At 55.3% G+C, this 22,733-nt stretch carries 16 protein-coding genes; 9 read left to right on the plus strand and 7 right to left on the minus strand.

What is annotated here, in order from left to right; translation table 11 throughout:
• Nucleotides 1-235: 235 nt before the first annotated feature.
• From IEX36_RS17465 to IEX36_RS08635, 5 genes are all read right to left on the minus strand, one after another.
• On the minus strand, nt 236-2,419 hold the full coding sequence (locus IEX36_RS17465) for a rhamnogalacturonan acetylesterase (RefSeq protein WP_229668814.1): 2,184 nt from the start codon (nt 2,417-2,419) through the stop codon (nt 236-238).
• A gap of 136 nt (nt 2,420-2,555) precedes the next feature.
• Nucleotides 2,556-3,887 (minus strand): glycerate kinase type-2 family protein, encoded by a 1,332-nt coding sequence (locus tag IEX36_RS08620; RefSeq protein WP_229668815.1) that lies wholly within the window; start codon nt 3,885-3,887, stop codon nt 2,556-2,558.
• Between the two features lie 10 nt (nt 3,888-3,897).
• Nucleotides 3,898-4,551 (minus strand): CoA transferase subunit B, encoded by a 654-nt coding sequence (locus IEX36_RS08625; protein WP_188758937.1) that lies wholly within the window; start codon nt 4,549-4,551, stop codon nt 3,898-3,900.
• Nucleotides 4,548-5,252, minus strand: coding sequence for a CoA transferase subunit A (locus IEX36_RS08630; protein WP_188758938.1), 705 nt, complete (start codon nt 5,250-5,252; stop codon nt 4,548-4,550). The genes IEX36_RS08625 and IEX36_RS08630 overlap by 4 nt, the downstream gene beginning before the upstream one ends.
• Nucleotides 5,253-5,303: 51 nt before the next feature.
• On the minus strand, nt 5,304-6,380 hold the full coding sequence (locus tag IEX36_RS08635; protein WP_229668816.1) for an aldose epimerase family protein: 1,077 nt from the start codon (nt 6,378-6,380) through the stop codon (nt 5,304-5,306).
• Between the two features lie 360 nt (nt 6,381-6,740).
• Between IEX36_RS08635 and IEX36_RS08640 the strand changes: the two genes are divergently transcribed.
• From IEX36_RS08640 to IEX36_RS08675, 8 genes are all read left to right on the plus strand, one after another.
• Nucleotides 6,741-7,811: an SGNH/GDSL hydrolase family protein gene (locus tag IEX36_RS08640; RefSeq protein ID WP_229668817.1), complete on the plus strand. Its 1,071-nt coding sequence runs from the start codon at nt 6,741-6,743 to the stop codon at nt 7,809-7,811.
• A gap of 124 nt (nt 7,812-7,935) precedes the next feature.
• Nucleotides 7,936-9,600: a ribonuclease J gene (locus tag IEX36_RS08645; protein WP_188758941.1), complete on the plus strand. Its 1,665-nt coding sequence runs from the start codon at nt 7,936-7,938 to the stop codon at nt 9,598-9,600.
• Between the two features lie 199 nt (nt 9,601-9,799).
• The gene (locus tag IEX36_RS08650; protein ID WP_188758942.1) at nt 9,800-12,043 is read left to right on the plus strand and encodes a patatin-like phospholipase family protein; all 2,244 of its coding nucleotides are present in this window, start codon (nt 9,800-9,802) and stop codon (nt 12,041-12,043) included.
• Nucleotides 12,044-12,103: 60 nt separating this feature from the next.
• The gene (locus tag IEX36_RS08655) at nt 12,104-13,117 is read left to right on the plus strand and encodes a threonine ammonia-lyase (protein ID WP_188758943.1); all 1,014 of its coding nucleotides are present in this window, start codon (nt 12,104-12,106) and stop codon (nt 13,115-13,117) included.
• A 139-nt stretch (nt 13,118-13,256) separates the two neighbouring features.
• Nucleotides 13,257-14,219 (plus strand): hypothetical protein, encoded by a 963-nt coding sequence (locus IEX36_RS08660; RefSeq protein WP_229668818.1) that lies wholly within the window; start codon nt 13,257-13,259, stop codon nt 14,217-14,219.
• Nucleotides 14,200-14,667: a GNAT family N-acetyltransferase gene (locus tag IEX36_RS08665; protein ID WP_188758944.1), complete on the plus strand. Its 468-nt coding sequence runs from the start codon at nt 14,200-14,202 to the stop codon at nt 14,665-14,667. Before IEX36_RS08660 ends, IEX36_RS08665 begins: the two co-directional genes overlap by 20 nt.
• A 26-nt stretch (nt 14,668-14,693) precedes the next feature.
• The gene (locus IEX36_RS08670; protein WP_188758945.1) at nt 14,694-15,584 is read left to right on the plus strand and encodes an undecaprenyl-diphosphate phosphatase; all 891 of its coding nucleotides are present in this window, start codon (nt 14,694-14,696) and stop codon (nt 15,582-15,584) included.
• Between the two features lie 363 nt (nt 15,585-15,947).
• On the plus strand, nt 15,948-18,575 hold the full coding sequence (locus tag IEX36_RS08675; protein ID WP_188758946.1) for a DNA translocase FtsK: 2,628 nt from the start codon (nt 15,948-15,950) through the stop codon (nt 18,573-18,575).
• Nucleotides 18,576-18,786: 211 nt separating this feature from the next.
• On the opposite strand, the gene IEX36_RS08680 is transcribed toward IEX36_RS08675, so the two are convergent.
• The gene (locus IEX36_RS08680; protein ID WP_188758947.1) at nt 18,787-20,079 is read right to left on the minus strand and encodes a DUF3999 family protein; all 1,293 of its coding nucleotides are present in this window, start codon (nt 20,077-20,079) and stop codon (nt 18,787-18,789) included.
• Nucleotides 20,076-21,869 carry a DUF2339 domain-containing protein gene (locus tag IEX36_RS08685; protein WP_188758948.1) on the minus strand — a complete coding sequence of 598 codons (1,794 nt, stop codon included), beginning with the start codon at nt 21,867-21,869 and terminating at the stop codon, nt 20,076-20,078. The genes IEX36_RS08680 and IEX36_RS08685 overlap by 4 nt, the downstream gene beginning before the upstream one ends.
• On the opposite strand from IEX36_RS08685, the gene IEX36_RS08690 reads away from it, so the two are divergent.
• On the plus strand, nt 21,837-22,733 hold the full coding sequence (locus IEX36_RS08690; RefSeq protein WP_188758949.1) for a response regulator: 897 nt from the start codon (nt 21,837-21,839) through the stop codon (nt 22,731-22,733). The two genes, IEX36_RS08685 and IEX36_RS08690, sit on opposite strands and share 33 nt — an antisense overlap.

A 22,733-nucleotide genomic window follows, 5' to 3' on the forward strand; every position in this document is an offset into this window, starting at 1 on the left:
GTGAGGCACGCCTGTCAAGAAAAATTTATGTTCGACGCAAAGAAATGCCAGCGCCGCTAAATATTGATAGGAATAACTTTAGCTGGCTACGTAAAAGTTATACAAAAACAGGAGACACTCTTTATAGAAATCTTCAGAAGGTAACTGACAGTCGGAAAACGTTGTCCATTTCAGAAGGAGGAGCCGAATACCTGTTCGAAGTTTCGACTTGCTAGCGACATTTGCAGGAAGAAATTTATCTGGCCAAGGAGACTGCGTCACCATTGGCCGAAAAGTCTCCAGCAACGGGATCGTTTGGCAATGCCTTCAGGCCTTCGACAACAACTTCGGCATTCAATTTTGCGCCAATCAATGAAGTATGCGTGTGAGGATCAGCAAAGAGTGGTTCCACTGCTGCCTCACCCATAGCGTCATAGCGGTCAGCGATGCGCTTATTTAGATCAATCAACCCGACGTGTTCCTGAGTGGCGACCTCACGCGCCCAACCGGCGTAGGTGTCATCGTTTCGGACAATCTTGCCGTCTCTCCATATCTTTCGCGGAATGAGTGTGCAGATGATTGGAGTAACCCCTCTGGCACGCGCATCTTCCACGTACTTACGGAGATACCAACCATAGGTGTGAACCGTCTCGTGAATTTTGAGCACGGGATTGTCCACGTCTTTGGTCTCGTCACCGATGCCAGGAATCGAGCCGCGCGCACGTGCCGGGTCGTCAAGCGGACCGCCATCGTTGTGGCCGAACTGGATGAGTACAACATCACCGGGTTTCATCATGGCAAGGTCTTCTGCCCAATGTCCCTCTGTGATGAAATTGCGGCTGCTTAGACCGCCTATTGCGCGGTTCACCACATTGATCTTTGACGGATCGAAAAACGAGGAAAGCGGATCGCCCCATCCCCACTGCCCTCCGGCTCCGTCGCCGTGACCGTTGCGCACGGTTGAGTCGCCAACCAGCCAAAGTGTCGGCAACTTCAAATTTGCCGGAACTGGCAGATGCAATCGCACTTCTTGTGCGTGAAGGCGCTCGCTAAGCGGAGGATCAGTGCTAATGACAGCCGTTAATGCCGGCGAAGTCTCTGCTATGGGCTCCGGCTTTAAGTGCATCTTCATGAACTCGAGATAAATCTTCCAATCTGAAGGCACCATGCCATGCCCACCATCGTGCATGTAATAGCCAAGATCGTGAAGAATTGGCACCCCTGCAGGCGGCCACTGATCGGTATCGAGCCCATCTTTGCCGAGTAACTTATACACAGGACCAGCAGCAACTTCGGCGAGAAATTCTCCCTTCGGATCGGACCAGTAATCTTTGTCTCCGGTTTGCAACAGCAACGGCCTTGGAGCAATGAGTGACACCAGCATGTTGGCATCGACCGGCAACTGGTCCACATGCTGCGCGTACTTTGCATAGTTGCGGGCGAACTGATACGGATAGCGCGTAGGAGCGGTGAGGTGCGCAATTGTCTCGCCATAATTACGGCGACTTAATGCAGCGCCGCCTTCGCCCGAACAACTGGCAAGCACCATGGCAAAGCGAGTATCGTGCGCACCAGCCCACATAACTGTCTTGCCCAAACGAGAGATGCCTGTGATGGCCACGCGCTTTGCGTCGACGTCCTTGTCAGTTTCGAGATAGTCCATAGCGCGGCTCATGCCCCACGCCCATGCTGCAATTGAACCCCAGGCATCGGGAGCACGCTCGGTCTGTTCTGACTTCATGTAAAGCGCACGGACTCCATATGGGAGTCCCTGCGGATCGTCGGGATCAACATCGCCATAGTAAAACGTAGCCACTCCAAACCCAGCGTTCAACAACATGGGAACATTCAGGTGACCGAATCCCCTGCCTTTGATAGCCGGGACAAGCTTATGCAGCTTCAAGTCCCACACTTCACCCGGCTTTACACCAGGATCGTCCACGGTGTTTGAGTTGGCCGTAAATGAGATATTGAGCAACAGGGGAACGGATTTATGAGCCGCAGCAGAAGCAGCGGGGACATAGACCAGTAGGTCCATTTTTGGCCCATTCTTGTCTTTTGAAAAATAGATCGTCACCTGCTTACGAATGGCCTTGCCATCAAACGCGGGAGTTCCCTTGTCGAAGACGTCAAAGGTCATGTCTTTTGGTCGTCTGGGGCTCCGGCCATACTGGTCTTCTTCGTAGAACTTCACAATCTCTGGCCGTCGTTTCGTGAACCACGTCTTTGCATCCCGCACGGGCTTGCCGTTCTGAAGAACGAGAGGATCTGGCAGAGTATACGTGCCAACTTTTGCCTGATCGTAGTTCACTGGGATTCCAGCAACGACGCTCGGTAACGGTTTCTCAGGATGGATCGCCACAGCTTGACCGTAAGAGGTGCTTGAAAAAGTAGCTGCTGTTGCCAGAATGACACCAAAACACAACTGAACTGAAGGCATAGGCTCCCCGTTCCTTTTAGCTATGTTCCTGATTACGGTTAGGCGTCAGATCAAGTTTCAATATATATTCCAATTGGTAATTGATTTCACACATTTAGCCGGACCGACGTTGTCAACGACAACTGTCCTTCGAAGGTCAAGGCGCAAGTAGAATGCGAAGGTCCCTCAGATTGTTGCCAGTCGGCCCGGTCGTGATATTGTCGCCCAGTAGTGCAAGCAGTGCGCCTGAATTGAACTCTTGAAGAGCACGGTTAACCGGAAATCCAACTACATCCGCTCGACTTACTGTTGTGCCATCGACGATTGCGCCTGCGGCTTCGCTGTTACCGTCGATACCATCGCTGCCACCGCTGAGCACCACGATGTCGCTGTCTGCAATTTTCTCGCTGCACAGCAGCGCAAAGTGTTGGTTACGTCCGCCGTTTCCCTTCACGGAGGAAGGCACACACACAGTCACTTCGCCCGCTGAGAGCAGACAGACACGCTCTCGCGCGCTCCTCATCTCCCTAAGTCGATGCAGCAGATGCTCTGCGGCACGCTCGGTGCTCCAGTCGTCACAGGTGTTGTCTACCTCGACATGCCAGCCTAACTCTCTCGCCTGTACGGCCGCCGCGTGCTCAAGGCAGGCGCTGTCCAGCAGGACCACCCACTGCGACCGCTCAAAGGTTATGTCGCCCAGCTTTGGCGTTTCGGTCAGCGCATGAGACTCAAGCAACCCAGCAACTGGCGCAGGCAAGCGCTTCGCGAGTTCATATCTATTTGCAATTTGATACACATCGTCCATCGTGCTGCGGTCGGGCATTGTCGGCCCGGACGAGAGCGCATCAAGTTCGCCTGCAGGTACATCTGAGACAAAGACCGTCACCTGTTCCGCAGGGGCAGCAGCAGCCGCGAGCCGTCCGCCCTTAACCGCGGAAAGGTGCTTGCGAACAACATTAATCTGTGTAATCGGCGCACCACACTCAACGAGTGCCTTGTGCGTCTCGATGACAACATCGAGCGAAGCACTGGTCAGCAAGAACTGCTCAACCATCGCGGATCCTCCGCCACTGATGAGGAAGACGACGAGGTCACGCTCTGTCAGAGATTCAAGCGTTCGCAGGGTGTCTTCAGCAGCCGCAATTGATGCCTCATTCGGAGTGGGATGTCCTCCGCGATATTTGCGGAATCGTGCAGGCAATGGCTCCTCACTCGGATGACCAGCAATAATGCCTTCGAACCTCTCCGCAATTGTGCTTGTTTGATCGAGAAAGGCAGTAGACATCGAGCCCGCAGCCTTGCCAATCGCAATCAACACCAACCGCTCATATTCCGTGGTTTGATATCTGTTGTCGCCAATCTCCAGCACCGTACCATCGCAGTGGAAACACCGCCCCATCGCGGGCCCAATGCGCGATGCCCTAAGCGCGGATAAGAAGATACCAAGCGCCTCTTCGCGGGCCTTCATTATGGAGTCAAGGTTTGGCATCGCGCAAAGATCACACTGTCATCACTCGAAGATCAGGAGCAATCACCAGCTTCGGCTCCGTACGATCTTGCACATCAGCAACACTCATACCATCGGCTATCTCAGCCAGAACCAGTCCATTGCGAGTCACGCGAATCCATCCGAGTTCAGTCACAATATCGTGGACGACGTTTCTGCCCGTAAGCGGCAGCGTGCATTGCTTCAGAATCTTCGGTGAGCCATCCTTGGCCTGATGCTCCATCGCAACGACAACGCGCCGCGCTCCCGCAACCAGATCCATTGCTCCGCCCATACCCTTCACCATCTTGCCAGGAATAGTCCAGTTGGCAAGATCGCCGTGCTCATCCACCTGCATCGCGCCAAGCACGCTCACATCCATGTGGCCTCCGCGAATCATGGCAAACGACTCGTGGCTCGCGAAAAACGCGCAGCCTGGAATCTCCGTCACGGGTTGCTTGCCTGCATTAACCAAATCTGGATCAGCTTCGTCTTCAGCAGGCGGAGGACCAACACCAAGCATCCCATTCTCAGACTGGAACATCACGTTCACGCCAGCAGGGATGTACGACGCAATCATTGTCGGCAAGCCGATGCCGAGGTTCACATAGAAACCATCTTTGATCTCGCGTGCGATTCGCCGCGCAATCTTTTCTTTGGCGGTCACGCTACGCCTCCCGACTGGATGAACTTCGCTTCGATCGGCTTCAGATACTTCTCGCCTTGAATAATGCAGTTGACATAGATTCCTGGCGTAACGATGTTGTCTGGGTTCAGTTCACCCGGCTCAACCAGTTCCTCAACCTCGGCAATCGTAATGTCCGCTGCCGCCGCCATTACAGGATTGAAGTTTCTCGCAGTCATGCGATAGATGAGATTTCCGTAGTGGTCACCTCTCCAAGCTTTTATGAGCGCGAAATCGGCGTGTAGTGCATGTTCCAGAACATATGTTCTGCCGCTGATCTCGCGCGTCTCCTTGCCTTCGGCGACAACCGTTCCCAACCCCGTAGGAGTGTAGAAGGCTGGAATGCCCGCGCCTCCAGCACGAATACGCTCAGCTAGCGTTCCCTGCGGTACAAGGGTCAGGTCCAGTTGGTTACTTAATACCAATTGTTCGAGGCGGCGGTTTTCGCCCACGTAACTGCCGACGTGCGAGACGATCATTCCCGCCTCCAGCATCAGCCCCAGACCAAAACCGTCGACGCCCATGTTGTTACTGATCGTGTGCAACCCCATGATGCGCTTACGAACCAGCGCGGCAATCAGGTTCTCCGGGATGCCGCAAAGCCCGAAACCGCCGAACATGATGGTCGAGCCGGAGGGGATATCGGCGACCGCTTCATCCGCAGAGTGAACGACTTTATTCATCCCAAAGGGTCCTTGCGCGGCGTAGCGTTCGAAACTATACCGCGCAACACCTTACTTCGCGCGCGTCGAAAAAGTAAAGACGGTCGTGCTGTGTCTGGTAATTCCTGGCTTCAGTTCGGTAGAAGGAAAGTTGGGATGGTTAGGCGAATCAGGGAAATGCTGTGTCTCCAGACAGAGCGCTCCGTTCTTCTCATAGCCCTGCTGGTCCTTGCCATACTTCGTTCCGTTCAAAAAATTACCCGTGTAAAACTGCACACCGGGCTCGGTCGTCGTTACGGTGAGGACACGGCCACTGTTTGGATCATAGACGCGCGCAGCAGTCTTCATCTCGCCGGTTTTCCCGCGGAGCACCCAGTTGAAGTCATAGCCTCCGGCCAGTTTCAATTGCTCATTGTCATCGTGGATGCGCGAGCCTACGACCGTTGGCTTGCGAAAGTCAAACGGCGTGCCTTCTACAGAAGCGAGCACACCCGTCGGAATCAGTCCAGCATCCACTGGCGTGTATTGGTCCGCAGGAATCATCATCTCCTCATCGAGGATCGTGCCTTTGTCGCCATCGAGGTTGAAATAAGAATGGTTCGTCAGGTTCACGACCGTAGGCTTGTCGGTAGACATGCTGTAGTCGATGCGCAGAGCCGAGTGATGCAGCGTGTAGCGCACATGCGCCGTCAATGTGCCGGGGAAGCCCTGGTCGCCGTCCTTGCTGACTAGCGTCATCTCCACACCACCAGGAATCTCTTTGCCATCCCACACAAGCTTGTCGAAACCAACAGTGCCGCCATGCAGAGCATTGATGCCATGGTCGTTCTTCGGTATCTGATAAGTCTTGCCCGCAAGGCGGAAGCTCCCATGTGCGATACGGTTACCGTAGCGACCGACGATTGCACCAAAGTAGGTGCTCGAATCGTCAAGATATCCATCTAGACCGTTGTAGCCGAGCACCACATCGGCCATCTTGCCATCCCGATCTGGGGTTGAGATTGAGACAACACGTGCCCCATACGTCATGATGCGCGCCTCGATGCCATCGCCTTTCAGAGTGTAGATATCCACTGTCTTGCCATCGGGCGTGGTGCCAAAGGCCGCCTTCGTCACTGAAACCTGTGCTGTTGCGATCACGGTAGTCATGCTAAGAAGCATAACCTGTAGCCACCTCATCGTCATTGTTTCCTCTGTCCTTTCGGCCTTTCTCTATGTTGTGGGTCGCGCATTACAGTATTGGATTTCGGATAAAACTATTCCCCCGCAACTATACGTCAACGTCCAGCAGCGAAGAAAAACATATACCATGGATGCGCCGATACAATCGCACTCAGGATGGACATGGTACTTCGATTTAAGGGACTTCCCTGCCTAGCACTTCTTCTCTTCAGTCTCTTCTGCTTCAATCAAAATTCAGCTTTAGCCGCCAACCAATCTGACCACTGGGTCGGTACCTGGGCAACATCTCCCGTTGCTCTTCGTAATGTGAACGACAAGTTTGGAGCGGTGGACACTACCTTCCGCGAAATCGTTCACATCTCACTCGGAGGCAACTCCGTTCGCATCATCGTCAGCAACGAGTTCGGATTGGACTCGCTAACCATAGGCGCCGCGAGCATTGCGCGAAGCGCAGGCAGCGATGCCATCGACACTGCTTCGGCGCAGACCCTCACTTTCAGTGGACGCGCTTCGGTTACGGTTCCACCCGGAGCACTCGCGGTTAGTGACCCCGTCAACTTGAAGGTCCCCGCGCTCAGCGATCTCGCTGTCAGTCTATTTGTGCCTCAGCAACCCATGCGTCAGGTTTCGATCCACAACTTCGCCGACCAGACCAACTACATGGCATCGGGCAATATCGTGAGCGACAAGACGCTCAACTCCGCCGAAAAAATCTATTCTTGGCCCTTTCTCAAAGGAGTCGATGTGATGGCAAGCGATAAGAGTGCTGCCATCGTAACGTTCGGCGATAGCATCACCGATGGCGCACACAGCACACGTGATGCCAACCTTCGCTGGCCCGATGTTCTCGCCAGGCGCCTTCAGGCCGATAAGAAGACCGCACAGCTCAGTGTGCTGAACGAAGGTATTGGCGGCAATCGCGTGCTACACGACAACACCGGCCCGAGCGCGCTTGCCCGCTTTGACCGCGATGTGCTCTCACAATCTGGTGTCAAATACCTCATCATTCTAGAAAGCATCAATGACATCGGCCACGCCTATTCACTTGAGGACCCCTATGATGTTGTAACGGCTGACGATTTGATAGCAGGACTCAGTCAGCTTGCCACTCGTGCCCACACGCACGGGATAAAGGTCTATGGAGCAACCCTTACGCCCTACATGGGAGCAAAGTATTCGTCTCCCGCAGGCGAGAAGGTCCGCGAGGCCGTCAACCAGTGGATTCGCACCACCAATCAGCTCGACGGCTACATCGACTTCGAGAAGGTCACTCGTGACTCAGCCAATCCTCCGGCCTTCTCCGATGCGGCTGGCTCAACCGACGACCTTCATCCTGGTGACTCTGGCTACAAGCTGATGGGAGACTCAATCGACCTGAAGCTATTTGCTGGAAAGTGATGCCCCCAATCACAGTTGCTGGCCGCTGAGTTGCTCCCTAGCGGCCAGCAAGGTTGCACATAGCGCAAAGATTGTACGCCCATGCAAAGCAGCTGAATCGGCCGGGTGCTAAGATTTAAAGTTCATGGCACAAGATAAGTTGAAGCTGATTCCGCTGGGGGGACTGGGCGAGTTCGGGATGAACTGCATGGTTCTGCGCTGGCAGGATGACATCATCGTCATTGACGCAGGATTGATGTTTCCTGAAGAAGAGTTATTAGGCGTCGATATTGTCGTTCCCGACATTAGCTATTTGACAGAGAACCGCGACAAAGTACGCGGCATCCTGCTGACGCATGGTCACGAGGACCATATTGGCGGCCTTCCATGGATCCTCTCGGAACTAAACGTGCCGGTGTATGGCACTGAATTCACCTTGGCTTATGTCGAGGGGAAACTCGAAGAACATGAGCTGCTGGATGATGCTGATCTGATTGAGATGGTTCCAGGTGAACGTATAATATTGGGGCCATTTTCGGTCGTGCCGATTCGCGTGACCCATTCCCTAGTCGATTGTGTGGCGTTGGCGATTCATACGCCGGTAGGCGTTGTTCTGCATACAGGTGACTTCAAGGTCGATCTGTCGCCTCCGGATAACAAGCCCTTTGACCTTCATGCATTTGCCGAGTTGGGCAAACAAGGCGTTCTCGCTCTGTTGCAGGATTCAACCAACGTGGACCGGCGCGGCTATACACCCAGCGAGAAAGCCGTGCGACCTCGGCTCGACGAGATCTTTGCTCAGACGAAGCAGAAGCTTTTTTTCAGTTGTTTCTCGTCATCAATTCATCGCATCAGGTTGGCAATGGAGTTAGCCCATGAGCACGGCCGCAAAGTTGCCGTGATCGGCCGCTCGCTCGACAACTCGACCGAAATCGCGCAGGACCTGGGGTACCTGGACCCTCCGCCTGGACTCGTTATCAATCCTGGGCAAATCAAGGACACACCTGCGCACAAGCTTCTCGTAATGATTAGCGGGACGCAAGGCGAGCCAATGAGCGCGTTGAGCCGAGCGGCTGTCAACAATCACAAGCACGCGCACATTGAGGCAGGCGACACAGTTCTGCTGAGCTCGCGCGTGATACCGGGCAATGAAAAGTCGATATACCGGATGATCGACCATCTGGAACGGCGCGATGCAGAAGTGATCTACGACGATGGTGCTTCGGGGCTGATTCATGTGAGTGGGCATGGCAGCCAGGAAGAGTTGCGCCTGATGATTAACCTCGTTCGACCAAAGTTCTTCATTCCTGTCCATGGAGACTACAGGCATCTGAAGCGCCATATAGAACTGGCCGTAGGAATGGGAGTTGTAGAAAAGACAATTCTTCTTGAAGATGGTGACATTCTTGAGATGGGCCGCGATTCTGCCGTAAAGACAGGCAAGGTTCCGGTTGAGCGCGTTTGTATCGACTCGGGTGGCGCCTCGACTGATGTAGTCGAAGACCTGGTCATCAAAGATCGGAGACACCTAAGCGAAGATGGAATCATACTGCCAATCATCGCGATCGACAAACGTACTGGGCGGGTGGAAAATGCACCGGAGATCGTTGTACGCGGCATGGCCATCGCCGAAGATGGATTGATCTCCGAAGCAAAACAGGTGGTGCAAAAGACGCTGGATGTTTCGTCGGCAGAAGAAAAGGCTGATTATGGCGTCATCAAGGAAAAGATTCGCAGCGATCTAAAGCGGTACATTCAGAAGAACACGAGCAGAAGGCCGCTGATCATGCCTGTGATTCTGGAAATTTGACGCCTCATCATAATTGGTAAAGCGGCGGCTCTAGAGTAGCCGCTATTTCATGCTGCGCTTGATGTCTTTGGCAGAGACGTTGGCACGATAGCGCTTCAAGCCAGTGATGGATATGATTCCAACCGCTGAAGAGGGCTCTTCCTACACGACTTCGCCGTAAAATGAAGCGACGGATTCGTCGTACGGCGGTTATTCATCTATGAACTCTTCTCGCCACCGTATCGCCTTTCTTTGCCATATCCAAGCCGTAACAATCTTCTTCTTGCTCTCGTGTCTGCTGTTTGCTGATCTAAATGCGCACTCACAGCAGCCTGCTGTACGCGAGCGAAAGCGGATTGGATTGGTGCTCGAAGGTGGCGGTGCACTCGGGTTTGCCCATATTGGTGTCCTGCAGTGGCTGGAAGAGCACCATATACCAGTAGATGATGTGGCCGGAACGAGCATGGGTGGCCTAGTAGGAGGCCTGTATGCCTCGGGTAATAGTCCCGACCAGATTGTGCAGTTCGTCGCTGGCATCGACTGGCCGACAGTACTGGGTGGACAAGCGCCTTTCGACACGCTTGGCTACCGCCGCAAGGAAGACCGTGTGGCATTCCCTAATCGCTTGGAATTCGGATTCAAGCATGGGTTCGGACTGCCAAGCGGCTTGAACTCCGGCGCAGGCGTGGGATTGCTGCTAGACCGCGAGATGCTTCCTTATTATGACCTCAAGAATTTCGACGACCTCCCAATCCCTTTTCGCTGCGTAGCAACAGAGATGGTTTCTGGAACAGCCCACGTGTTCCATGACGGCTCGCTGGCACAAGCAATGCGCGCAAGCATGTCAATCCCTGGCGTCTTCGCCCCAGTAACGCATGGAAACGAAATCTACTCTGATGGCGCAGCGGTGGACAACCTTCCAGTCGATGTAGCCAGAAAGATGGGCGCGCAGGTGGTAATTGCGGTGTACCTCGACACTGGTACGGTGGATCGCAGCAGTCTGAATTCTCTGGTCGGAGTAGCAGGCAGAAACCTCTCAATCATGATTGCAGCGAACGAGAAGGAGAACATGAAAAATGCCGACATTCTGCTGAAGGCCAATGTAAGCAAGTTCACATCTGGCGACTTCACAAAGAGTGCAGAGATTATTCCGCAGGGATACAAGATCGCACAGGAACATGCAGCCGAGCTTGAAAAGTATGCCCTGAACGACGCGGACTGGAAAGCATACGTCGCGCAGCGCAATGCTCGTCGCAAGACGCGGGTTCCGGTGCCCGCTTTCATCTATATCTACGGCTTGAACGGTGCTCAGAAGGCAGAGGTCCAAAACGAATTTGCAAAGTTTGTAGGCCACCCGCTAGACCCGGACAAAGTAGAAACTACGATAGCGGAGCTGCTGGGCACAGGGACCTATGAAAGCATAAGTTACAACATGATTGACATGGGCGGGAAAACAGGTTTGCTAATCCGTCCGCACACCAAAAAACATGCGCCACCATTTCTTAACTTAGGGCCAACTCTTTCTGCCAACGACTCGAATCATCTGCTACTGGGACTAGGTGCGAGGGCGACTTTCACAGACATCACAGGGCCTGGCTCCGAGCTGCGCCTGGACGGTTCCGTGGGCCCGCTGGCAGGAATGAGCGGGGAATTTTACAAGCCGATACACTTCCTCCATTTCAGAAAGGGTTACTTCGTAGCAGGCCGTGCCTATGTGACCTACACGACGGCATACTTCTTCCAGGGCAGCAGTCAGCTCTCACAGTACACAGAGCACAGAAAAGGCTTCGGAGCGGACATCGGGTATCAGTTCAACACTCGGACCGAACTGCGGCTGGGCGAAGATTATCAATGGTATGGCGACACCAGAACGATCGGCGAACCGGAACAGAAGGAGTTCAGCCTTCATCCACTGGTGAGTTCGGCCCGCCTCAACTACTTTGGTCAGAATGACGTTGAAATCCCTTCGCGGGGATCGATCGTGCAATCTTCACTTGACTACTACACGCAACGCCCCAACCAGAACGGCGGCTATACGCAGATGAACACTTATCTCGCACATTTTTTCCCTCTACGTGAACGGGGGACAATCGCGGTCATGGCAAATGGAGGCACGAGCTTTAACTCGCAGAACCTTGGTCTCGCCGGATTTGAGATCGGTGGACCGCTACGCATGAGCGCGTATGATCGCGGTGAGCTCTTGGGCGATGATTACTTTCTCCTCCAAGGCGCCTATCTCTTTCAAGTGACGAAGCTGAATCCGGTGATCGGTGACAGCATATATGCTGCAGGATTTTATGAAATGGCAAAGACATGGAATAGCCCATCAGGCACCCCTTCACTTCCAAACGATGTGGCCGGAGCGTTGATCGTCAAAACGCTGATTGGCCCTATCTATGGCGGCATAAGCATTGGCGACAGCAGCCACAGGAAGTGGTTCTTCGGGATGGGACGCGTTTTTTAGCCGGGGACTCGCTACAACGCCTATGATAAATGCCGGCTCCGTGCAGCCGAGAAGGTATAGATGGATAAGTTGGTGACACTGGAAGAGATACGTGCCGCGGAGAAACGGATTGCCGGAGTTGTGGTGCGCACTCCACTCTACCGCGTTTCACGCGCAAGGCTGCGCATGGCAAAAGCTGTCGAGCCGGAGTTTGACCTTTACATCAAAGCCGAGAGTGAGCAACCGATAGGCAGCTTCAAGCTACGCGGAGCATACAACATGATGGCTCGGCTCACGCCCGAAGCCCTGCGCCTCGGGGTAATCACTTATTCGAGCGGAAATCATGCACAAGGGGTGGCGTATGCCGCGCGGGGTCTGGGCACTAAGGCGGTCATCGTCATGCCAGAGAACGCTCCTGCAGTAAAGAAAGCAGCCACGACATCGCTTGGCGCTGAGATCGTCGAAGTCGGTCCAGCATCCTCCGAGCGGCGCGCAAAAGCTGAGGAATTGGCCGCGAAGTTCGGCTACACCATCATTCCACCTTACGATGACGCGGCAATCATTGCAGGCCAGGCCACCTGTGGACTAGAGATAGTGGAACAGTTACCCGGAGTAGGCTTGGTGATTGCCCCAGTAAGTGGAGGAGGGTTGCTAAGCGGAGTGGCAACAGCCATCAAATTGGCCGCTCCGCACGTAAAGGTCTGGGGAGCGGAGCCAGAATTGGCAGCCGATGCAAAGGAGAGCTTCGAGTCAAAAAAATTGGCCGAATGGCCAGCAAGCAAGACCACACGTACTATCTGCGATGGTCTACGGACTCAGACACTTGGCACACTTAACTTTAAACACATACTCAGTTACGTCGATGGGGTGACTGCTGTCGCCGAAGATGAGATCCTTGCTGCCATTCGCACCATGCTGCAAGTCACATCGCTAGTCCCAGAGCCAAGCGGTGCTGTATCCCTGGCCGCAGCGCTGTTCCATGCAGATGAACTGCCCAAGGCGAACAAGGTTGTTGTGGTACTGAGCGGCGGGAATCTTGAACCCGAGTTGCGAAAGAGTCTTGAGGATAAATCTGCTGCTCACCCGCATCATTGATTTTCTGCTTCGCGCGCAGTACTAAGTAAGTTAGGCTTTCTCTAACATTTGTTGGAGCGTCTAATTGGTTGCTATGCGAGTTCTTAAGCGATTGGTTTCGACATGGGTGAGTGCAACATTGCTCGTCACAGGTCTTGCATTGAGCCAGACAAGAGCACAGAAAGCCGCTTCAGGCTATGACCGGTCGGCGCGGGCGACGCTGTTGCACGAGGCCATCGTATATGTCGAAGCGGATCCTAACTCACAGAGGGTTTCGCTTGTAACTCCCGGCCACGAAGTCGTCATTATGCAGCGCAGCGGACCCTGGGTCAAGGTATTTGCCAACACTGACGCAGGAGACGAAGCGCAGGAAGATGATTCTGATAAGCCAGAGTTCGGCGACGACAGCGCGCCGACGCCTGAGTCCGGATGGATCCGGAACAAGGGCATTGTGTCGCCGTCCACTCCAGGTGGAGACATGATCCTGTTCGGGGCGGCGGCGAACACGGAGGCTCAAGCAGAGCAGCCTCATGCTCCCAAAGGAGCAGCTGAGGCAGCCCACCTGCTCTACAAGCGTGTTCCGGATTACTTTCCGAACTCTCCCCTGGCAGCCGAAGCAGCATGGCGCGCGGCCGACATCCGCTGGCAGCTCGACAAGCAGGACAACAGCACGCTGCCCAGTGCAAAGGAGCAGCAGGCTTATCTTCGTCCGCAGATTTACGAGGGCGCAATGAAGCGGGTCATGAAGAACTATCCCGGCACGTCCTATGCAGCTCGCGCGGCATATGACCTTATCGACAACAAACTCTGCGGCGACTGGCAGGGGCTGCCGAAGTGTCCAGAGATGGAGACTGGGCTCTACGAAAAATATGCGCGGCAGTATCCCGATAGCCCGAAAGCTCCAGAAGCGTTGTACAACGCCACGTACCGGCAAGGGGTGCTGGTCACGATGTATATGGTCGAGGATGACAAAAAGAAGGCTGACGATGCTGCTAAGAGGACCGCTGACCTTGCTCAGTTGATGCAACAACAATATCCGAAATCGGACTACACGGCCCGCGCCGCAGCCATTGCATATAAAGTGCAGCAGGAGATTCCCGTCTATGGCAGTGACAGAGACTGAAGCAATTGCGGCTTCGCTGCTGATAAGACCTATCGTCGCGGAAGATGCCAAACAGGTCGCGGAGTTAAGTAAGCAGCTAGGCTATGAAATCTCTGCTGAAGCCGTCTCAGAAAGGATTTCGAGGCTTGCGGCATGCAAAGATACCCAGGTTGCGCTTGTAGCTTGCATTAACACGAACATGGTTGGTTGGATCGAAGCTGCGGTCACTCATCATTTGCAATCGCCGGCACATACGCTCATTACTGGACTTGTCGTCCGAAGCGAAGTGCGTAGCATGGGCGTTGGCAGGCGTCTATGTGCAGAAGTCGAAGCATGGAGCAGAAGCAAGGGTATCGCTTTATTGCGCGTGACGTCGCGGATGACGCGCGAACGGGCTCATCAGTTCTATCTACGCGAAGGCTTTACCCAAACTAAGACTCAAGCTGTCTTCGAAAAATCACTTTCCTGACACCCTTGACCGTTTAGGATTGAGTTATGTCGATCCTCCAAGTGATTATTCTTGCCATAGTGCAAGGTATGGCAGAGCTGCTGCCTGTTTCCAGTTCTGCGCATGTTGTAGTTGCTGAAAAATTGATGGGACTGGACCCCTCCTCGCCTGAGATGACATTGCTGCTGGTCATGCTGCATACAGGCACGATGTTCGCCGTGATTGCCTATTTCTGGAGCCAGTGGAAGCGGACCTACTTCTCTTCTGCTGACTCGTTCAAGCGATTCCTCGTGCGTGTCATCTGGGCTACTGTGCTGACGGGCATCATAGGAGAAGCGCTGAACATCTTGATTGAAAAGACTATGTTCAAAGGAGCGTCCAAAGCTGAGATCGAGCTTCTCTTCGGCCGGCTGGATCTTATTGCGCCAGCCCTGCTCGCTGTAGGTGTTTTGATCCTCATTGCAGGACTGATGGAGAAACGACTAGCCGCCTCTGCTGCAAAAGTTTACGGCGACAGCGTGACCATGGGGCAAGCCGGATGGATGGGCGCAATTCAGGGGCTCTGCCTCCCGTTTCGCGGATTCTCACGGTCGGGCGCGACCATCTCAACCGGCATCCTGACGGGTGCGAGCAAAGAGCGCGCTGAGCGGTTCAGCTTCGCGCTGGCCGTAGTCCTGACTCCTCCGGTCGTCGCACGCGAAGTCCTGCGGCTTGTACATGCCTCACATGATGCAGTCGCAAGCGGAGTGCCCATCGACCTGCACAGCAGTTTGATGGTGAGCCTACTGGGCATGGTGTTCGCATTTTTCGCCGGGCTGGTCGCGCTGAAATGGCTCAGCAGTTGGCTTGAACAGGGACGCTGGTATTGGTTTGGAGTTTACTGCTTCATCGCCGCTGCAGTCGTGTTTTATCTGCACTATGGACCAAAGCACCTGTAGTGGTTCAGCCGGAGGTAAACGGCTAAACAGGGTCCACCGGTCGGTGCGATTCTCCCTTCCGGCGGCAAGCAGGAGAAATCGCGAAAATCCCGCGCCCCTGTCAGCCGGTGCTAAGGACCGCCGGTCCATCACAGGCACCGGGCGGCGGTTTGTTATCCAGATAGATGCCTGATGTACGTGCAGGTTTGTATTCGGATACCCCACGATCGACAATCCCCGCTTTTGCTTTTGTACTTTGGGATAATCAAGGATGCTCTGGTGGTTTACGGCTTCGATGCCATCTCTTCCGCCGCATCCGGCTCCGGTGTGGGGACCTGCATCGGCACGAGAAATGCCGCGCGCACCCCAAATGAAGGCTCCCCAATGAAACCCCTGCGACTTGTTTCTTCGCCTACGCGACACCGCCGCGTGAATGAGGTTCTCGGTCTGGTCGTGCTCTTCGGCGCTACCCTGCTGCTGCTTGCGCTGGCCAGCTACACGCCGACTGACCCCTCTTTCAATACCATCGGCTCCTATGTCACAGGAAGGCCCGCGCATAACTGGACTGGTCAGATCGGCGCATATGTGGCCGACGCGCTGCTTCAACTGATCGGCATCGCAGCATTCTTTCTTCCGCTCGTGCTGGGACGCCTTGGAATCTGCTGGATGCGCTCACGGCCTGCGGGATCTCCATTGGCAAAGACGATTGGGCTTGGGATGTGGGTAGTGTTTGCCCCAGCGGCCATCGGGCTGCTCCCGGGCAACCTGCTGTGGCGTCATACACTCCCGATTGCAGGCGTGAGCGGAAGGCTGCTCTCCGATTTTCTCGTCGAATATTTGAATCTTCCCGGCGCATCCATCGTGCTGCTGATGATGGTTGCCTTGTCGCTCTATTTGGCCACAACGTTTACCTTCAACACTGCACGCGAGTGGACCACAGCGCGATTCGGTTTTATGCAGCGTCTATGGGAGTGGCGGTCTAGACGCAAAGCGCGTCGGAAGGGCCTCGAAATCGACCCCGAAAACTTTGGCAGCAAGCGTGAGATGGCTGAGGCGAAAGCCCGCCGTGCTCGCGATAAGTCTGAGGCGGTCGCGGCAAAATCCAAGGAGCCTGCTAACACATTGCTTGGCAGCCTCTTCGGATGGCTTAGCCGCCGGAAGCGCATCGAACCTGCTTCAACTGAGCCTGAATGGGAGCCCGTATCTGAGCCATCTTCCGTGTGGCAGTCGATGCCGCGCACACTCGTCGATGCCCCACCAGTTACGCCTTTGAGCACAGCAACCGCAGCCGCTGCTCCTTATGCGGAGGCGTTAGCAAAGGCAGCCGCACCAATCCGAGCTGTCGATGACGAATCAAACTTCGCCAGTCGCAACTTCTTCGACAAACCAGTCCAACCGCCGGCTCCTGCGCCGGTGCCGAAAAAGCTGCAGGAACCGAAGACTCCCGCAGCCGAGGTCCCTTCCGCTACTCCCGCCGACGCAGGAATCTCATTTGGCAAACGTGCTGATGCAGACATCAAGCCAGTAACAATCGTGCCGAAGAGCGTACGCGGCTACAAGCTGCCTCCATCATCGTTGCTCCACCGCGACGACGACCACACCATCGTGCGCGAAGAGGTTCTGCGTGAAGAGGCACGAGTACTTGTAGAAAAGTGCGCCGAGTTTGGCGTCAACGGCCAGGTTACGCAGATCAACCCGGGTCCCGTCGTAACCACCTTCGAGTTTCGCCCTGACGCGGGTGTAAAGGTCGCACGCATCACCGGTCTGGGCGACGACCTTTGCCTCGCCATGGCTGCCGAGTCGATTCTCATCGAGCGGATGCCGGGCAAAAACACTGTCGGCATCCAGGTACCAAACAGCTCCCGCGAAACGATTTGGCTGCGCGATGTGGTCGAGTGCGAGAGCTTCGCGCAATCCAAGAGCCGCCTCGCCATCGCACTTGGCAAAGACATCAACGGGCGCATCGTCACAGCCGACCTCGCCGCCATGCCTCACGTTCTCATCGCAGGCTCGACCGGTTCAGGAAAATCCGTCGCGATCAACGCAATGATTATGAGCGTGCTCTTCAAGAACACGCCTGAGCAGGTGCGCATGATCCTCGTCGATCCGAAGCGCGTCGAGCTTGGCATGTACGAAGGTATCCCGCATCTGTTCACGCCCATCATCACCGAGGCAAAGCTTGCGGCTAATGCGCTGCGCAATGCCGTGCGTGAGATGGAGCGGCGGCTGAAACTGCTCGCCGCCAACCACGTGCGTAACATCGACCAGTTCAACAAGCTCTTCGAGCACGGCAGCGAGTACCTGTTCGAGGATGTGAACCAGGAACCTTTGCCCTACATCATCATCATCATTGACGAGCTCGCCGACCTGATGATGCTCGATCGCGCGAACGTCGAAGAGTCCATTACGCGCCTCGCCCAAATGGCCCGCGCCGTCGGCATTCACCTGATTCTCGCGACGCAACGCCCGTCTGTCGACGTCATCACTGGCCTTATCAAGGCCAATGTTCCTACACGCATGAGCTTCCGCCTCGCAACAAAGGTGGATTCACGCACCATCATCGACTCGAACGGCGCCGAAAGCCTGCTTGGGCGCGGCGACATGCTGTATCTGCCTCCGGGCACGAGCCGCGTGCAGCGCGTTCACGCGCCCTTCGTCACAGAAAAGGAGATCTCCGCCGTTACCTCTTTCTGGAAGGAGCAGGGCGAGGCTGAGTACGTCCATGGCTTCCTCGAAGGCCCCAAAGATGAGGCAGGGAAAGAAATCAGCAGCGAGTCAGATGGCGAAGACAACGACCCGATGTACGACGATGCAGTGCGGCTGGTCTTCGAGTTCGGCAAGGCGAGCACTTCTCTGCTCCAGCGTCGTCTCCGCATCGGCTATGGTCGCGCGGCACATCTGATCGACCTGATGTACAACGACGGTCTGGTCGGTCCGGCGGATGGTTCCAAACCACGCGAGCTGCTCAAGTCTCCGAACTGGCTGAGCGAGGTGGATGCCGCGATGCGGTAGGTACCCCCTCCCCGTACTTGAGTACCAAAGTATTCGAAATAAAGGGGATAAGTATCGGATACTTGCGCACGTTTGATGCCAAACTCTGCTTAAGTGGGGAAGCCCGGCCAGTCGCCGGGCTTCCTCTTCTCCTGATTTAAGGTTATCAGCGGTGTCAAGAGTGGGTGTGGAAATCACCCACTCTTGTTACGCGAACTTCAGGGGCAGGACACTAGCGGGGGAGGGTTTTTGCTGCGCGGATGGCGACGAAGCCCAGAGAGCAGATGACCGCCAGCAGGGCTATCCAGAGCAGGTCGGGATAGCGCTCGGTAATGGGCCGTGTATCTGGCCGCGCCTGATAGTCAGGATTCATCTGCTCTGCTCCAAGCTGCGCCCGCGTGGTGTGGGCTGTTGCGGAAAATAGCCGGGCAAAATCATAGATCGGCGCATCGAGCACGGGATCGCCGTAATACAGGACGAGAGGCTGTGCAGAGGGCGCATTGAAGCAAAGGTTGCGTTCGCGCATCTCCAGCCGAACCGCGGTGATGGGTAAGGGAATATCGTCCCCGTTCTCAACAACGACTTCTACCGTGGCCGGATTTTGCAGATTGGAGCCAATCGTGGCAGGAACGCTGAGCTCCTCCTGACGAATCTCCCGTCCACCCTGCGTGAGATGCACACGAAGAATGGTCCCCGACAAACTCTCCCCGGAGGTAGCCGGTGCACCTTCAGGGCGGTCATAAATACGAACATCGCGACTGAAGTTTCCTGTAAACGTCGGAGCCAGATCGAAGGTGATGCGTTCAACTGGAACACGCTGAGGTAGTGTGAAGGTAGCGATGCTCTGCCGTTCGTGATTAACAATTGTGCTGGTCTGGGCCGCAGGCGCATAGAGAATCTGGGCTTCGCGACTGGGAGGAACGCTTGCGCCGCGAACGATCTTCGGGTCCAGCCTAAAGTCATGAGTCCCAGGCGCCGGCGAAGCGGTCAGGACGACATGCAGCCACGGGAAGGTTGACTCCTGAAGATGCAGTGTCTTGTTGCGGGAGAGATGCTGCGAAGTCAGGTCGAAGAGGGTGAACTCGCCGAGGTTTGTTGCCGCGGCGCCTGGGCTGTTCGAACCGGAGACACTGGCGGTCGCAATATAGTCTTGTCCTGCAAGATCAAGCATGACTTCGGTATATGGTCGCGGCGGCATTTCGAGATCGAAGACAATACTGCCGCTATGGAAACCAAGATTGACGACGCGCGCAGGAACATTATCGGGCTGCACCGGCTGACTGAGCGTGATTGCATAGGGAACCTCGCGCGGCGTCGATGTTCCGATTCCCTCGTAAAGACGAATGTCCTTAAGCGAGGCTGCCGCATGTGCAAAGGTCTGAGCATCGAGAACAGCGCAAGCTTGTCCCGCCCCGGTTGCGGCAACAGAACGCTCATAGCGAAAATAGTGCGGGTCGGCCGTCTGTGCTACGGAAGTCGGGACTGCGCGCCAGAACAGGAGTGCCAGAAGGAGAACCGCTTTCACTGATCGACTCCAGTGGTTGGCTCTGATGAGTGGGGCTGCTCCGGCTCGGATGCGCGAAAGGCAAGCCAGTCCTTTTGATAAGCAAAGCTGACAACCATGAGCAGCACTCCAAGACCGAGAAAACTGATGACACGATAACCCTGGCTCAGATCGCGCAGGTCATAGATGAAAGTTTTACCGATCGTAAAGACGAGCAGGATGATTGCCTGCCATCGAATAAACGCGCTGCGCTTCCAGAAGCCGACGGCAAGAAGAGCTGCTCCATAAAGCATCAGAAAGCCCGAGATGATGAGTGACCTCTGGAGAACGGCTTCAACATTGCCGTAAACAGGGTGGAAGGCAGTGTCTATCTCATGCACGCAGGCAGATATCGCAACCAGGTTCAGCGCAATAATCGAAAAGCCGACGATTGTGCGCCATGAAGGCGACGCTACATCGGACGACGTACTTGCGCGAAGAGCGATCCACGTGGAAGCAGCTAAAGCGGCAATTCCAAAGAGCGATGTAGCAAATCGGAGATTCAGAAAAGCCGTCTGCCCGGGTTGGCCGAGCCAGACAAGCGGGCTGCTCAAGCTGAAAAACCCTAGCAAAAGCGCGCAGAGCGCCAGCACGCGAAGAACACGATGAGAGCTTATCGCAGTGCTCTCCGTGGTAGATGTCATCATGCGCGCCGCTATCCAGAGCAGCGCTACGCCCTCAGCAAACCAGCCAACTGTAATCCAGTTGCCGCTGGCTTTGAGTGGAATAGCGATGGTAAGAAAGACGACGGCAAGCGAGAGGTGTACGGCAAAGGTAACGCGCGCTTGCGGCAGGCGCATCAAGCCGAGATACAGCGCGCCAAACAGAACGGCCATCCATGGCAGAAGCGCATGATGGCCGGAATCTTCGAGCAGCGAATAGAACGCCAGCGCAAGAAACACCGCATTCGCCAGCGGGAGAAAGATCGAGGCAATCGCAGCGGAACCCTGCGAGTGGCCTTTGCGTTCGTCACGTTCGTCAATGGACGGCACAATAAAGATGACAAAGAAGAGCGCAACAAAAAGCGAGGTCACCGCAAGTTCAGTCGAAGAGTTGAACTGCACATACCAGCCGACGAAGAACGCTATCGTTGCGGGGAAGGCCCCAAGCAGGAGCCGCTGCCATGGCTTGAGCCGAACAAGCGCCACCGTGGCAATGTCGATCACCAGGATGTAGGTGAAGAGAAACGTCTCGTGGTTCCCTCCGGTGGCAAGCAGGAGAGGCGTGGCAAAAGCCCCGGCGAGCGCATAGATGGCGAGTAACTCGCTCGATTGTGACCAGGCCATCAAGGCATTCCACGCAGTGACGAGAACCATGGCAGCAAGCGCCACTCCTGCTGGCATCAGATGAAAGACCTGAAACGCGGCCCAGAGCGCAAGATAGAGAACCCCGCTCCCAATGGCCTTGAGCGAGTAGGAAAATACATCGAAACCTTTGCGACGAAAGCGCTCGGACCAGAGCACGATTGCCGAGCCTGCGACGAGTCCTATGAGCACGCGTCCTAACGGTCCAATCCAGTGATTGTCCATTGCGTGCTTCAGAAACAGCGCTGCTGCGATCAGCAACGCGATGATGCCGATGCGATTGAAGATCTGCGAGCCTATACGCTTTTCAAGCGAAGACGCCGGCTTCGACGAAAGCTGGGGAACCTGCTCAAGAACAGGCTTTGGAGGTGGAGGTGGAACCTGCGCGGCTTCGCGCGACGGTTGATCCTGAACAACCGCGCCTGAAGCGGTAAGATGGCGCTCGATGGCCGCAACGCGCCCGGACAAGGCCGCAATCTCCTGCGCAAGCCGTGCGACCGCGTTCTGTTGCGTCTGCTGCTCTTCCTGCCCCATGGCAATTACTGTACCGCCTCCCCGCATGGCAGTGGCAAAGGGTTTCCACAATTGATAACCTTTGCCTCGATGAACAACGCACTCCAGATTCTGGTGATCGATGACGACGAGGTGAGCCGTGAGGTGCTCCGCCTGCTTCTCGAAAGCGAAGGCCACAGGGTGGATACTGCCGATTCAGGAGATGCTGCGCTTACGCATCTCAACGAGGGAGCCGGAACCATGCCCACGGTGATTCTCGTGGATATGCAGATGCCCGGCATCCGCGGTGACGAGCTGGCCCGGCGGCTTCGCAGCACATGTGGAGCGCAGACACTCTTGTTGGCCATGAGCGGCAGTCGACCGGAGAGCGATCTCGCGGACGCGTTCGACGCGTTTCTGCTGAAGCCGTTCTCCATGGAGCAATTCGCTGCTCTCGTCGACACAAGCCAGCCTGCAATTGAAGGCAACGAAGTATCAGGGGCGCTCAACGAGTCGATCTATCAAAAACTCGCCAACTCGATGAGTGCATCGCAGTTGGAAAAGCTCTATTCCATGTGCCTGAGCGATGCTGAAAATCGGATTGATGCGATGCAAAAAGCGGCCGCTGGCCAGGACGACGCAGCCTATCGACGCGAGGCGCACGCCATCAAGGGAGGGTGCGGCATGGTGGGAGCAGTGGAGTTGCAAAGTATTGCAAACATAATGGAAACAAAAGGGATAGAGGCTAATCATGTAGCTACTCTTCATGAATTCCTGCTGGCATCTAAACGCTTGCAGCGTATTCTGATCGCACGTATGTATAGGCAGAGCAATAGTTGA

The sequence above is a fragment of the Edaphobacter acidisoli genome (genome assembly GCF_014642855.1).
Taxonomy (GTDB): Bacteria; Acidobacteriota; Terriglobia; order Terriglobales; family Acidobacteriaceae; genus Edaphobacter; species Edaphobacter acidisoli.

What these genes read in the sequence shown, in the direction of transcription:
- IEX36_RS08645 (WP_188758941.1), top strand. Translation starts at nt 7,936, where the DNA reads ATGGCACAAGATAAGTTGAAGCTGATTCCGCTGGGGGGACTGGGCGAG.
- IEX36_RS08635 (WP_229668816.1), bottom strand. Translation starts at nt 6,380, where the DNA reads ATGACTACCGTGATCGCAACAGCACAGGTTTCAGTGACGAAGGCGGCC.
- IEX36_RS08670 (WP_188758945.1), top strand. Translation starts at nt 14,694, where the DNA reads ATGTCGATCCTCCAAGTGATTATTCTTGCCATAGTGCAAGGTATGGCA.
- IEX36_RS08620 (WP_229668815.1), bottom strand. Translation starts at nt 3,887, where the DNA reads ATGCCAAACCTTGACTCCATAATGAAGGCCCGCGAAGAGGCGCTTGGT.
- IEX36_RS08655 (WP_188758943.1), top strand. Translation starts at nt 12,104, where the DNA reads ATGGATAAGTTGGTGACACTGGAAGAGATACGTGCCGCGGAGAAACGG.
- IEX36_RS08690 (WP_188758949.1), top strand. Translation starts at nt 21,837, where the DNA reads ATGGCGCTCGATGGCCGCAACGCGCCCGGACAAGGCCGCAATCTCCTG.
- IEX36_RS08650 (WP_188758942.1), top strand. Translation starts at nt 9,800, where the DNA reads ATGAACTCTTCTCGCCACCGTATCGCCTTTCTTTGCCATATCCAAGCC.
- IEX36_RS17465 (WP_229668814.1), bottom strand. Translation starts at nt 2,419, where the DNA reads ATGCCTTCAGTTCAGTTGTGTTTTGGTGTCATTCTGGCAACAGCAGCT.
- IEX36_RS08665 (WP_188758944.1), top strand. Translation starts at nt 14,200, where the DNA reads ATGGCAGTGACAGAGACTGAAGCAATTGCGGCTTCGCTGCTGATAAGA.
- IEX36_RS08630 (WP_188758938.1), bottom strand. Translation starts at nt 5,252, where the DNA reads ATGAATAAAGTCGTTCACTCTGCGGATGAAGCGGTCGCCGATATCCCC.
- IEX36_RS08675 (WP_188758946.1), top strand. Translation starts at nt 15,948, where the DNA reads ATGAAACCCCTGCGACTTGTTTCTTCGCCTACGCGACACCGCCGCGTG.